Raw genomic sequence first — 12,446 nt, 5'->3', positions numbered from 1 at the left:
CTTACCAGGAGCGCCGCATGTCCCAGATCCCTGCCGTCAGCCGTGAGTGGCACCTCGTCCGTCGCCCGCAGGGCTGGCCCGTCGCCGAGGACTTCGCCCTGCGCGAGGTCCCCGTATCCGCCGAGCCCGCCCCCGGCCGGATCCTCGTGCGCAACCTCCACATGTCCGTGGACCCCTACATGCGCGGCCGGATGAACGACGTGAAGTCGTACATCCCGCCCTTCCAGATCGACCGGCCGATGGACGGCGGGGCGGTCGGCGAGGTCGTCGCCTCGGCCGCCGAGGGCTTCGCGGTCGGCGACCACGTCCTGCACGGCCTGGGCTGGCGCGAGTACGCGGAGCTCGACGCGAAGCACGCCACCAAGGTGGACGGCTCGCTCGCCCCGCTCTCCGCCTACCTGGGCGTGCTCGGCATGCCGGGCCTGACCGCCTACGCCGGCCTCTTCGAGGTCGCCTCCTTCAAGGAGGGCGACGCCGTCTTCGTCTCCGGAGCCGCGGGCGCGGTCGGCAGCCTCGTCGGCCAGTTCGCGAAGATCAAGGGCGCCTCCCGGGTGATCGGCTCCGCCGGCTCGCAGGAGAAGGTGACGCTCCTCACGGAGAAGTACGGCTTCGACGCCGCCTTCAACTACAAGGACGGTCCCGTCGCCGAGCAGCTGCGCGGCTCCGCCCCCGAGGGCATCGACGTCTACTTCGACAACGTCGGCGGGGACCACCTGGAGGCCGCGATCTCCTCCCTGAACGTGAACGGCCGTGCCACCCTGTGCGGCGCGATCGCCCACTACAACGACACCGAGGCCGCCCCGGGCCCGCGCAACCTGATGCAGGTCATCGGCAAGCGCCTGCGCCTCCAGGGCATCCTCGTCAACGACCACGCCGGCCTCCAGCCGCAGTTCGTCCAGGACGTGGCCGGATGGCTCCGTTCCGGCGAGCTCCGGTACGACGAGACGGTCGTCGAAGGGGTCGAGAACGCGGCCTCGGCCTTCCTCGGCATGCTGCGGGGCGAGAACACCGGAAAGATGATCGTTTCTTTCACCGGTTAGGCTCACCCCACACCGCTGTGGTCGTGGGCGCGAGTCACGGCGATTCACCTGGAGGATTTTCTTCATGTCCATCACGCAGTCCGACGTCGCGTACACCGCTGTCGCCACCGCCGAGAACGGCCGCGACGGCCGCGTCGCCACCAACGACGGCTCGCTCGACGTCGTCGTGAACCCGCCGAAGGAGCTCGGCGGCAGCGGCGCCGGCACCAACCCGGAGCAGCTGTTCGCCGCCGGCTACAGCGCCTGCTTCCAGGGCGCCCTGGGTGTCGTCGCGAAGAACGTGAACGCCGACATCTCCGGCTCCACGGTCACCGCCGAGGTCGGCATCGGCAAGAACGACGAGGGCTTCGGCCTGATCGTCAAGATCTCCGCCGTGATCCCGAACGTGGACGCCGCCACCGCCAAGGAGCTCATCGAGAAGGCCCACGAGGTCTGCCCGTACTCCAAGGCCACCCGCGGCAACATCACCGTCGAGCTCGCCGTCTGATCCGGCACCCGCTCGCCGGAGGCCGCACCCCGAGGGGGGTGCGGCCTTCGCCGTGAGAGGGGTCCTAAACTGCCCCCATGCGTGATCTTGCGGGGGGATTCCGGTATCTGCTGGCCGGGCAGCGGTGGGTGCTGCGGCACGGACGGTGGCTGGGCTTCGGGCTGCTGCCCGCGCTGGTGTCCCTCGTCCTGTACGCGGGCGCACTGATCGGGCTCGGCTACGGCGCCGACGACCTCGCCGACGGGATCACCCCGTTCGCCGACGGCTGGTCCGCGCCGTGGCTCGAACTCTTCCGGGGCTTCCTGACCGCGCTGGTCTTCTGCCTCGGCCTCTTCCTCTCCGTCATCACCTTCACGGCCGTGACCCTGCTGATCGGCCAGCCCTTCTACGAGTCCCTCTCCGAGCACGTCGACCGCACCCAGGGCGGCGACGTCCCGCAGTCCGGGCTCCCGCTGTGGCTGGAGCTGTGGTTCTCGGCCCGCGACAGCGTGAAGGTGCTCGGCCGGGTGCTCCTGTACGGGATCGCGCTCTTCGCCCTCGGTTTCCTCCCGGTGATCGGGCAGACCGCGGTCCCGGTCCTCGGGTTCTGCGTCTCCGGGTTCTTCCTGGCCCAGGAGCTCACCGCCGTCGCCCTGCAGCGGCGCAAGGTGGACCTGCCGGAGCGGCTGGCGCTGCTGCGGTCGCGGCGGGCGCTGGTGCTGGGCTTCGGGGTGCCGCTGGTGCTGGCGTTCCTGATCCCGCTGGTCGCGGTGTTCCTGATGCCGGGGGCGGTGGCCGGCGCCACGCTGATGGCACGCGACCTGACGGGGGCCGACGGGGATCCGGCGGCGCAGAGCGGGGACGGAGCCGGGCCGGGGACCACGGCCGGCGAGGCGCCGCCCAGCGGTGGCACGGGGAGTTTCGGCCCGCCGCCGCCCGCGTACTCGTGATCACCGCGCACCTGTGATCAGGGGCGCTTGAGCAGAGTGATCGCCCCGGCCGTGTCCTCCGCCCCGTGGACGGCCGGGTCGGCGGCCAGCCGGCGGCCCATCAGCTCCAGGTACGGGGAGAGCAGCTCGGTGCTCACCCCCTGCTGCTCGGCGGTCCGCAGCAGGGTGCCGCCGGCCGCGACCTGCATGGCCAGGCTGGACACCACCCCGGTGGTGAAGTCCCGCGAGCTCAGCCGCTCGGCGGCCTCGCCCACGAAGAAGCCCATCGCGCCGAGCCACTCGGACAGCAGCGGGGCCAGGTCCTTCGGCGAGACGTCCTCGCCCTCGATGAGGGCGTAGGCGTGCGAGATGCCCGCGAACATCCCGTACATCGCGCTGAGCAGTGCCACGTCGTGCAGTGCGGCATGGCCCGGGTCCTCGCCGACGAAGCGGGCGCCGGCCGGGACCTCCAGTACGGCCCGGTGGGAGTCGAAGAGCCCGCGCGAGCCGCTGTAGAAGACGTAGCCGCCGGTCTCCGGGACCCCGATCATCGCCGGGGTGGCCATGATGCCGCCGTCGACGAACCGGGCCCCGCGCTCCTCGGCCCAGGCGGCCCGGGCGCGGCCCTCGGCCGGGGTGCCGGTGGTGAGGTTGACCAGGTCCTTGCCGGTCAGGTCGATGCCGTCCAGGGCGGAGCCCACGCTGGAGTCGTCCAGCAGGCAGACGACGACGAGCCGGTTCGCGGCCACCGCCTCGGCGGGGGTGCCGGCGACCACGGCGCCCAGGGCGGCCAGTGGTCCGGCCTTGGCGGGGGTGCGGTTCCAGACGGTGAGGTGGTGACCCGCGGCGAGCCAGGTACGGGCCAGGGCGGTGCCCATGTCGCCGAGGCCGAGCAGGGTGAGCGCGTTCTGCGGGAGTGTGGTGTCGGTCATGGCGTTTAGCCTGGTGGCAGGCCAGGAGGCGCTCAAGTACGCACCTTGGAGTGGGTGGTTACCCCGGGGTGAGCGAGCAGGTGGGAGGGGTGTGCGATGGCGGTGGCACGGAGGCCCGGTGCGGACCACTGCGGGATCGCCGCGGCGATGTCCGTGATCGACGGCAAGTGGAAGGTCTCGCTCCTGTGGGAGCTGGAGCAGTGCCCGCGCCGCTTCGGCGCACTGCGCCGGCTCGTCCCCGGCGTCTCGGAAAAGGTCCTCGCCGCTCAGCTGCGCGAGCTGGAGAGCGACGGCATCGTGCACCGCGAGGTCTTCGAGGAGGTCCCGCCGCGGGTCGAGTACTCCTTGACCCCGCTGGGCCAGGAGTTGAACGAGGCCCTGGAGTCCTTGGGGCAATGGGGTGCGAAGCACCTGCTTCCGGATTCCGCGTAGGTCCCGGTCCTCGGTTCCGGGCCCCCTTTTACCCCCACTGGGCCCGTAGTATGCATGGCAGCAACTGCCAAGGCTGTCTCTCACTGCCCTTGAGTTCGCCCTGGCCCCGAGCTTCGGCGCCGGGTCCGGAGCCGGGCAGCGGCTTGCCGAGCAACGACCGGCCGTCGGGCCGAGGACCAGACCAGCAGTAGGGACACAGAGCAGTGACAGTCAGTACCGAGGGCACGGCGACCGTGCTGCCCCCGGGCGGGCCGGCCACGTCCGCCCGCCCGATACCGGCCGTCCGGCGCGGGCCGGGCTCCCGCGGCACGCTCCTGCTGCTCGAAGCCGTCGTCGCGTTCGCGGCGGCGCTCGTGCTCCCACTGCTGGCCCGCGGCTTCAAGCTCGACCCCCTGGACCGGATCGCCCAGGTCAGCGGCCTGGCCGCGATCCAGCTGCGGTTCGCGCTCGTCGGGCTGCTGTTCATCGCCGCGGCGGCGCTGGCCCTGCGGCTGCGCCAGGGCCGGCACTTCGACCTGGCCGCCCGGATCGCGTCCGCCGCCCTCGCCGGTCTGGCCAGCGGCTTCGTCGCCGCCGGCGCGGTCCTCGCCCTGCACGGCACGCCCTGGCCGATGTTCGGCCTCAACGGCGACAGCGGCCGCATCGTCGAGTGGGCCCACGCCGTGGCCGACGGCCGCCCCTCGGGCTCCCCGGTCTACCCGCCGGCCCCCCTCTACACGCTCGGCCACTACGCCGAATGGTTCCGCGGCGGCAACACCGCGTACGCCTTCAAGGACCTCCAGATCCTGGGGGCCGCCGCCTTCGGTCCGCTGGTCTACCTCAGCTGGCGCATGCTGCTCAGCCCGGTCCGGGCCCTGGCCTTCGGCGTGGCCCCGGCCTTCGCGCTGATCGACGCGTACAAGCCGTACAGCCAGACCGTCCTCGTGCTGCTGGTGCCCGTCCTGGTGGCGCTGGTGGTGTCGCTGAGCCGCAGCGCCGCGCAGGCCTGGCGGCCGCTCCTGGTCAAGGCCGCCGGATTCGGCGCGCTGCTCGGCGTGCTGTTCCTCACGTACTCGGGCTGGTTCCTGTGGAGCGCGGCGGGCGTGTTCTTCGCCGCGCTGCTGTACTTCCCGTGGCGGACCGGCCGGCTCGGCCGGCTCAAGGGCGCGGCCTTCCTCGGCACCACCGTGGCGGCCTTCCTCGCGGTCGCCGGGCGCTACCTGATGGTCATGCTGACCGAGGGCCAGACCACCAAGGACTACAACTTCCGGTTCGACAACTTCACCGACCCGGCGTACTACCTCATGTGGCGCACCGACATGCCCGGCAAGGTGGGGGAGTGGCCGCCGCCCGGCGAGTACGGCGGGGTCGGGCTGTTCGCGCTGGTCACCTTCGTCTGCCTGGGCGCCGCGATCTGGCTGGGCATCCGCAAGCCGATGGTCGTGACCATCGCCGCCATGTTCATCAGCGCGTGGGTGATGCGCATGTACATCGCCTCGCACATGTACGAGACGCAGACCGTCCAGCTGTACACCCGGACCAACAACCAGCTGCTCTACTGCGGGCTGCTGCTGTGCGCGCTCGTCGCCCACCTGGTCTCGCAGCGGATGGCCGCGCGCAAGGCCGAGGCCGGGGCCGGCACCGGTTTCCCGGCCCGCGAAGGGGCGGTGATCGGAGCGCTGTGCGCCCTGCTGCTGCTCCTCGGCACCGTGTCCTCCTCGATGGCCGACCGCTACATGCCGGCCAAGGAGAACACCTACCGCATCCTGCCCTGGGTGTCGCACACCATCACGGAGCAGGACGGCAGCTGCCCGAAGTACGCACCCGGCGGCACGTGCTCCAAGGACGGCGACCAGAGCTGGCTGAGCTTCATCCGATGACTCGAGGGAACCGATGATCTCCGCACTGACGCGGCTGGCCGACTGGTCGGCCAGAACCCCCAAGCGGCTCTGGCTGATCGCGTTCGCACTGTTCTTCGCGCTGGCGGGCTCCTGGTCCGCGGCCAGCCCGCTCGGCAGCTCCCCCGACGAGCACGCGCACTTCATCCGTGCCGCGGCCGTCGCCCGGGGCCAGATCGGCGGGACCCAGGTCATGGTCCCGCACACGGTGGCGGGCATCGAGGGGCAGTTCGCGGAGGCCGGGGTGCAGCTCCCGGAGTGGTACCGGAACCTGCCCACGGTCCACGAGTGCTACTCCTGGCACCAGTCACGGCCCGCGTCCTGCGCGCCCCCGCTCGGGAACTCCGAGAAGATCGCGCAGGCCACCACCGCCGCCGGCCGCTACCACCCGGCCTACTACCTGGCGACCGGCTGGCCGAGCCTGCTCGTCGACGGCCCCAAGGGGCTGTACCTCATGCGCTTCGTCTCGGCGCTGCTCTGCTCGGCGCTGCTGGCCAGCGCGGTGGTCACGGCCGCCGAATGGCGGCGGCGCTCCCTGGCGATGCTGGGCGTGCTCGCCGCGGCCACGCCGATGACCCTGTACATGGGGGGCATGGTCAACCCCAGCGGCGGTGAGATCGCCGCCGGGATCCTGGTGTGGACGGCCCTGCTGGCGATCGTGCTGGCGCCCGACCCCCGGCTGCTGAACCGCCGGCTCGCCCGGCTGGGCATCGGCGGACTGGTACTGATCAACATCCGGCCGCTCGGACTGATCTGGTTCGCCGGGGCCGTGGTCTTCTGCCTGCTGCTCACGCAGCGGCGCGGCGTCCTGGGATCCGTGCTGCGCCGCAAGGCCCTGTGGATGTGGGCGGCCCTGCTGGGGCTGGCGACGGCCGGTGCGCTGTTCTGGGCGGCGCGGCACCCCGACCACTCGAAGATAGACATCCCCGACTCGCTGACCGCGGGCGTGGCGGCGAAGCGCACCCTGGGCAACACCGAGTGGTACATCAAGCAGATGATCGGGTTCTTCGGCTGGCTGGACACGCCGGGCCCGGCCCTCACGTACGTGGTGTGGATGGCCGTGCTCGGGACCCTCGCCGTGCTGGCGCTGGTCTACGGCCGCACGCGCGACGTGGTGGCGGTCCTGGGCATGCTCGCGGCCATCGTGCTGGTCCCGGTGGCCGCCCAGGCCTCGGAAGCGGAGCGGATCGGCATGGTGTGGCAGGGCCGCTACCTGCTGCCCTTCGCCGTCGGCCTGCCGCTGATGACGGTGCTGATCTGCGCCACGCGCGCCGCCGAACGGGGCTTCCCGTGGCGGCGGCTGGTCGGCTTCGCCGTCGCCGGCCTCGCGCTGGCCAACGCGGCCGCGTTCTACTGGACGCTGCGCCGCTTCGCCGTCGGCACCAAGGGCTCGTGGCTGGCGACCCACGCGCACTGGGCACCGCCCGGCGGGTGGGTCCTGTGGACCGGCGTGTACACGGTGGCGGCCCTCGCCATCGTCGTGGCGGCCCTGATGTCCGACCGCAAGCCGGCGCCGCCGCTGCCCCCGGACCTGGACACCCCGAGCCCGGGCCGCCACTCGCGGGTCCCCGAGCCCGCCTGACGCACTCGTCAGGTGGTGGCGCCGATCTCGGCGCACACCACCGACGGCGTACGGTCGTCCGCCTCGGCCAGCAGCGCGCCGCCCGGGGCCCACACGGCCGCGCCGCCGCAGCCGGTCCACGGGCCCGCCGCGCCGACGTGGTTGGCGAGGACGACGTACAGGCCGTGCTCCTCCGCGATCCCCGGGTGGACGCCCGCGCGCTCGCGGACGCCCTCGCCCGTCCCGTACAGGGACGACGCGAGGTGCACCCGGCAGCCGTCGGCGGCGCCCCGGCCGGACAGCTCGGGGAAGTGGTTGTCGTAGCAGATGCCCAAGGAGAAGCGGATCCCGCCGAGTTCGAACCGCCCGTCGCGGTCTCCGGGCCGGAACACGTCCTGCTCGTGCCGGTAGAGGTGCTGCTTCAGGTACGTGGTCACGTGCGCCCCGTCCGCGTCGTGGACCAGCGTCGCGATGGCGGGCCGCCCGTCGCCGGCCGGCAGTGCGACGTTGACGGCCGTGGCGATGCCGGCGGAGCGCAGCGGATCCAGCCGGGGGTCGTCGGCGGGGGTCATGAGCCCCGGGTCGGCGGCCAGCGCGTCCAGCTCGTAGCCGGTGAGCGCGAGCTCGGGGAACACCACGAGCGCGGCGCCCCGTTCGCGGGCCCGGACGGCGAGGGCGGCGGCCTGCGCGGCGTTGGCGCGGACATCGGCGGGTACGCAGGTCAGCTGCGCTGCGGCGATCTTCATCCGGCTCACCCTAGGACATGCCGTCAGCGCTCCGCAGGCCCGCGCAGCAGGGTCAGGAAGGAGCGGAACGCCGCGGGCATGTCCACGGATTCGGGGGCGAGGAGCCACTGGTACTGGAGGCCGTCCATGACCGCGGTCAGGAGCGGGGCCGCCTGTTCCGGGGTGAGGCCCGAGGGGAGGCGCTCGCCGAACTCGGCGCGCAGGACCGCCGCCATCTCGCCGCGCACCTGCGCGTAGCGCTCGGTGAAGAACTCCCGGGCCGGGTGCCCGTCGGTGACGCTCTCGCCCAGCAGCGCCGAGAAGGTCTGCACGATGCCCGGGCGCATGGCGTTGTACTCCACCAGTGAGGCCAGCAGGTCCAGGCGCCAGGTGTCCGCCGAGGCGCGCGAGCCGCCGCCCGTGTCCCAGCGGTCGCGTTCCCGCAGCACCGCGACCAGCAGGGCCTCCTTGGTCGGGAAGTAGTGCAGCAGTCCCTGCTGGGTCAGGCCGACGCGCTCGGCGACCGCCCCCAGGGACGCGCCCCGGTACCCGCGCTCCGCGATCACCTCGACGGCGGCGCGGACGATGTCCTCGCGCCGCTCCTCGCTCCTCGCCCTGGCCATCGGCCCGGCACCCCTTCCGTTGTCGCCCGTCGGCAGCACCGTAGGCACCGTACGGCATTCGAATATCACGAAAAGATTACGAGACCTACCGCTCTACAGGCAACAGGTCCACGATGGGGGCACCCGCACCGCACTCGCACCAACTCGCACCGCATCCGCACCGCACTCGCACCGCACTCAACGAGGAGGCACGGCCGTGACCGATGCCGATCAGGTCCGCAACAACGTCGTGGAAGCGGCGCTCGGCAAGCTGGACCTCGACACCAAGACCCGCCTGCTGGCCGGCCAGGACATGTGGTCGCTGCCCGCCGTCCCCGAGATCGGGCTGCAGTCCCTGGTCATGTCCGACGGCCCCATCGGGGTCCGCGGCGTGCGCTGGACCGCCGACGACCCGTCCATCGCGCTGCCCTCCCCGACCGCGCTCGCCGCCGCCTGGGACCCCGCCCTCGCCCGCCGCGCCGGCCGGCTCCTCGCCCAGGAGGCCCGCCGCAAGGGCGTCCACGTCCTCCTCGCACCCACCGTCAACCTGCACCGCTCACCGCTCGGCGGCCGCCACTTCGAGTGCTACTCCGAGGACCCGTACCTGACCGGCGCCGTCGGAGCCGGGTACGTCACCGGCGTCCAGGACGGCGGGGTCGGCACCACGGTCAAGCACTTCGCCGGCAACGACGCCGAGACGGAGCGGTTCACCGTCGACAACGTCATCGCCCCCAGGCCGCTGCGCGAGCTGTACCTGGCACCCTTCGAGGCCATCGTCGCGAACGCCCACCCCTGGGGCATCATGACCGCCTACAACCAGGTCAACGGCACGACGATGACCGAGCACCGGTACCTGGTCAACGAGGTCCTGCGCGGCGAATGGGGCTTCGACGGCTACAACGTCTCCGACTGGATGGCCGCCCGCTCCACCACCGGCGACATCGAGGGCGGCCTGGACGTGGCCATGCCCGGACCCCAGACCGTCTACGGATCCGCACTCGCCGAGGCCGTCCGCGCCGGCGAGGTCGCCGAGTCCGTCGTGGACGACGCCGTACGCAACGTGCTGCGCCTCGCCGCCCGCGTCGGCATCCTGGAGGGCGCCCCCGCCGCCGTCCCCGAGGCCCCCGCCCCGGTCGACGGCGAGGCGCTGGCCCGCGAACTCGCCGCCCGCGGCTTCGTCCTCGTCCGCAACGAGAACGCCGCCCTGCCCCTGCAGGCCGGTGACGGCCGCACCGTCGCCCTCATGGGCGCCGCCGCCCGCGACGCCCGGGTCCTCGGCGGCGGCTCCGCCACCGTCTTCCCCGAACGGATCGTCTCCCCGCTCGACGGGCTCACCGCCGCGCTCCCGGACGGCGCGCTGACCTACTGCCTGGGCGCCGACCCGTCCGACGAACCCGCCCCCGCCGACAAGGGCTTCGCGCTCCGCGCCGTCTGCCGCGACGCCTCCGGCGCCGTCCTCGGCGAGGGCAGCCTGCCGTCCGGCCAGGTCCAGTGGATCGGCGACGACCTGCCCGCGGGCGCCACCTACGAGACGATGGCGACCATCGAGGTCACCGGCACCTTCCTGCCGCGCGAGAGCGGCGAGCACGTCTTCGGGACCCGGGGCCTGGGCGCCTTCACCCTCGCCGTCGGCGGGCGGACCCTCTGGGAGGGCGTCCAGCAGATGGGCGACGAGGCCGACCCCTTCGAGGCCTTCTTCGGCGCCCCCGCCGAACGCGCCCGGATCGACCTCACCGAGGGCGAGCCGGTCGAGGTCTCGCTGACGTTCCACGTCCCCGACATGACCGCGATGCCGCTCAAGGCGATCATGTTCTCGCTGCTCCACCTCGGCCCTCGGCGCGACGCGGAGGAGCTCATCGCCGAGGCCGTGGCGGCCGCCCGCGCCGCCGACACCGCCGTCGTGGTCGTCGCCACCACCGACCGTGTCGAGTCCGAGGGCTTCGACCGCAAGGACCTGGCCCTGCCGGGCCGTCAGGACGACCTGGTGCGCGCCGTGGCCGCCGCCAACCCGAACACCGTGGTCGTCGTCAATGCCGGCTCCCCGGTCGAGCTGCCGTGGCGCGAGGACGTCGCCGCCGTGCTCCTGACCTGGTTCCCCGGACAGGAGGGCGGGGCCGCGCTGGCCGACGTACTCCTCGGGGACGTGGAGCCGGGCGGGCGGCTGCCCACCACCTGGCCGGCGCGGTTCGCCGACGCGCCCGTCACCGAGGTCGTGCCCACCGGGGGGCGCCTGGAGTACCGCGAGGGGCTCTTCATCGGATACCGGGCGTACGAGAAGCACGGCGTCACGCCCGCCTTCCCCTTCGGGCACGGCCTCGGCTACACCGACTGGGCGTACGAGTCCCTCGAGGCCACCGCCACCACGGCCCGGGTCCGCCTCACCAACACCGGTACCCGGCCCGGCCGCGAGGTCGTGCAGGTCTACCTGGCCCCCGTCGGCGACACGGTCGAGCGCCCGGCCAGCTGGCTGGCCGCCTTCGCGGGCGTCGAGGCGGGCCCCGGCGAGAGCGTCGAGGCCGAGATCCCCCTGCCCGCCCGGGCCTTCGAGATCTGGGACGAGCAGGCCGGCGGCTGGCAGCGGATCGGCGGCAGCTACGAGGTCCGCGCGAGCCACTCGCACGGTGACACGCGGCTGGCGGCCACGCTCGACATCGCGTGACACAGCGTCACGACACGCCGCAAGGACGAAATGGCCGGAAATAACCCCCTGCCGCGTCCTCTCGGACTGGACCGGAGGCGGACCTGACACCGCCTCCGGTCCGCCGCGTCAACGTGGCGGCTGCGCCGCCGTCACCTGTCGGTGCGCCAGTTCCGCCAGCCGCGCCTGCCCGTCCTTGCCCGGGTGGAACCAGTCCCAGCGGCTCAACTGCTCTGCCGAGAAGGGGTACTGGAAGACCGCCCCGCCGTCGTAGCGGCACAGCGCGTCCTTCGCGCACACCTCGCGGAGGACCTCGTTGTACTCGACCACCCGCGCCCGCACCTGCTCGCGCCGGGACTTCGCCCCCGAGCCCGCCGACAGCGGATCGGCGAGCATCGACTGGCAGATGCCCAGGCTCCAGATCTTGCGCACCATCGGGTCGTCCTTGCCCTGCTCCCACAGCCGCTGGAGGTCCGGGACGCTGGAGACGTACACCTGGGTGGTGGGGGAAGCGGCCCGCAGCCCCGCGAGGGCGGCCTCGAACCCGGCCCGGAACTCCGCCACCGGAGTCATCGACGAAGCCGTGGGCCGGCAGGCGTCGTTCGAGCCCACCATGACCGTGACCAGGTCGGGCTTGTACGCGGCGGCCTGGGACAGCTGCCCCGGCAGGTCGGCCATCCGCGAGCCGGTCGCCGCGAGGTTCCAGCTGCGGGCAGGCGCCTCGGCGTCCCCCAGCAGCCGTGCGGCCAGGGAGCGGACCTCCGGATCGTTCCCGGTGGCCCACGAGACCTCCGGGCAGTCGGCCAGCACCGAACAGGCGTCGAAACCACGGGTGATGGAGTCGCCGACGGCGGCGATCGAGGCGGGCGCCGTGTTCCAGCGCGGCGCGGCCTGCGCCCCGCGCTCGCCCTCCCCGCCCGAATCGGCCGGCCCGCACCCCGTCAGCGCCCCGCCCAGCAGGACGGCCGCCGCTCCCGCGCCCGCGAGGGTCCGGCGCGCGCGGCGGCGGCGCGGAGCGGTGGTGCGCATCGGATGGTCCCCTCCTTGACACCCCTGCGTCGTCCGGGGGGTCCTGCTGAGTGAAAGCTCTGTGTTTACCGGCCTCGGAGCGACCGTACGTCACATCATGACCCCTGACGCACGGTAGCTTTTTCCCGTGGCGTTTCGGCCGCAGGTCCCGTAGCGCAATGTCAAATAATTTCCGTTACATTACATCACGTCACATACTGTCCGTTTTCTGGAGT

11 protein-coding genes are annotated in these 12,446 nt (G+C 72.7%); 7 read left to right on the top strand and 4 right to left on the bottom strand.

Annotated features, from left to right (window positions below):
* Window positions 1-17 precede the first annotated feature (17 nt).
* From ACZ6I1_RS16735 to ACZ6I1_RS16725, 3 genes are all read left to right on the top strand, one after another.
* A complete protein-coding gene (locus ACZ6I1_RS16735) occupies window positions 18-1,040 on the top strand; it encodes an NADP-dependent oxidoreductase (protein ID WP_469287762.1) in 1,023 nt (340 codons plus the stop codon).
* A 64-nt stretch (window positions 1,041-1,104) separates the two neighbouring features.
* Window positions 1,105-1,527, top strand: a complete 423-nt coding sequence (locus ACZ6I1_RS16730; RefSeq protein WP_469287760.1) for an organic hydroperoxide resistance protein — start codon at window positions 1,105-1,107, stop codon at window positions 1,525-1,527.
* A 77-nt stretch (window positions 1,528-1,604) separates the two neighbouring features.
* A complete protein-coding gene (locus tag ACZ6I1_RS16725) occupies window positions 1,605-2,456 on the top strand; it encodes an EI24 domain-containing protein (RefSeq protein ID WP_469287758.1) in 852 nt (283 codons plus the stop codon).
* 17 nt (window positions 2,457-2,473) lie between these two features.
* Here the strand turns inward: ACZ6I1_RS16725 and ACZ6I1_RS16720 are convergent, their stop codons facing one another.
* Window positions 2,474-3,367: an NAD(P)-dependent oxidoreductase gene (locus ACZ6I1_RS16720; protein ID WP_469287756.1), complete on the bottom strand. Its 894-nt coding sequence runs from the start codon at window positions 3,365-3,367 to the stop codon at window positions 2,474-2,476.
* A 96-nt stretch (window positions 3,368-3,463) separates the two neighbouring features.
* Here ACZ6I1_RS16720 and ACZ6I1_RS16715 point away from each other — a divergent pair, with 96 nt between their 5' ends.
* From ACZ6I1_RS16715 to ACZ6I1_RS16705, 3 genes are all read left to right on the top strand, one after another.
* On the top strand, window positions 3,464-3,799 hold the full coding sequence (locus ACZ6I1_RS16715; protein WP_469287754.1) for a winged helix-turn-helix transcriptional regulator: 336 nt from the start codon (window positions 3,464-3,466) through the stop codon (window positions 3,797-3,799).
* 203 nt (window positions 3,800-4,002) lie between these two features.
* Complete coding sequence (locus ACZ6I1_RS16710; protein ID WP_469287752.1) at window positions 4,003-5,658, top strand: hypothetical protein; 1,656 nt, start codon at window positions 4,003-4,005, stop codon at window positions 5,656-5,658.
* Between the two features lie 13 nt (window positions 5,659-5,671).
* A complete protein-coding gene (locus ACZ6I1_RS16705; protein WP_469287750.1) occupies window positions 5,672-7,258 on the top strand; it encodes a DUF2142 domain-containing protein in 1,587 nt (528 codons plus the stop codon).
* Window positions 7,259-7,266: 8 nt separating this feature from the next.
* Here the strand turns inward: ACZ6I1_RS16705 and ACZ6I1_RS16700 are convergent, their stop codons facing one another.
* Together ACZ6I1_RS16700 and ACZ6I1_RS16695 are read right to left on the bottom strand one after the other, a co-directional pair.
* Window positions 7,267-7,983 (bottom strand): carbon-nitrogen hydrolase family protein, encoded by a 717-nt coding sequence (locus tag ACZ6I1_RS16700; protein WP_469287748.1) that lies wholly within the window; start codon window positions 7,981-7,983, stop codon window positions 7,267-7,269.
* A gap of 23 nt (window positions 7,984-8,006) precedes the next feature.
* Complete coding sequence (locus ACZ6I1_RS16695; protein ID WP_446587652.1) at window positions 8,007-8,585, bottom strand: TetR/AcrR family transcriptional regulator; 579 nt, start codon at window positions 8,583-8,585, stop codon at window positions 8,007-8,009.
* A 196-nt stretch (window positions 8,586-8,781) separates the two neighbouring features.
* Here ACZ6I1_RS16695 and ACZ6I1_RS16690 point away from each other — a divergent pair, with 196 nt between their 5' ends.
* The gene (locus tag ACZ6I1_RS16690) at window positions 8,782-11,223 is read left to right on the top strand and encodes a beta-glucosidase (RefSeq protein WP_469287746.1); all 2,442 of its coding nucleotides are present in this window, start codon (window positions 8,782-8,784) and stop codon (window positions 11,221-11,223) included.
* 108 nt (window positions 11,224-11,331) lie between these two features.
* On the opposite strand, the gene ACZ6I1_RS16685 is transcribed toward ACZ6I1_RS16690, so the two are convergent.
* Window positions 11,332-12,231, bottom strand: coding sequence for an SGNH/GDSL hydrolase family protein (locus ACZ6I1_RS16685; RefSeq protein ID WP_469287744.1), 900 nt, complete (start codon window positions 12,229-12,231; stop codon window positions 11,332-11,334).
* Window positions 12,232-12,446: the final 215 nt, after the last annotated feature.

Source organism: Streptomyces sp. NPDC046303 (assembly GCF_055588085.1).
This window is presented reverse-complemented; position numbering and strand designations above follow the sequence as displayed.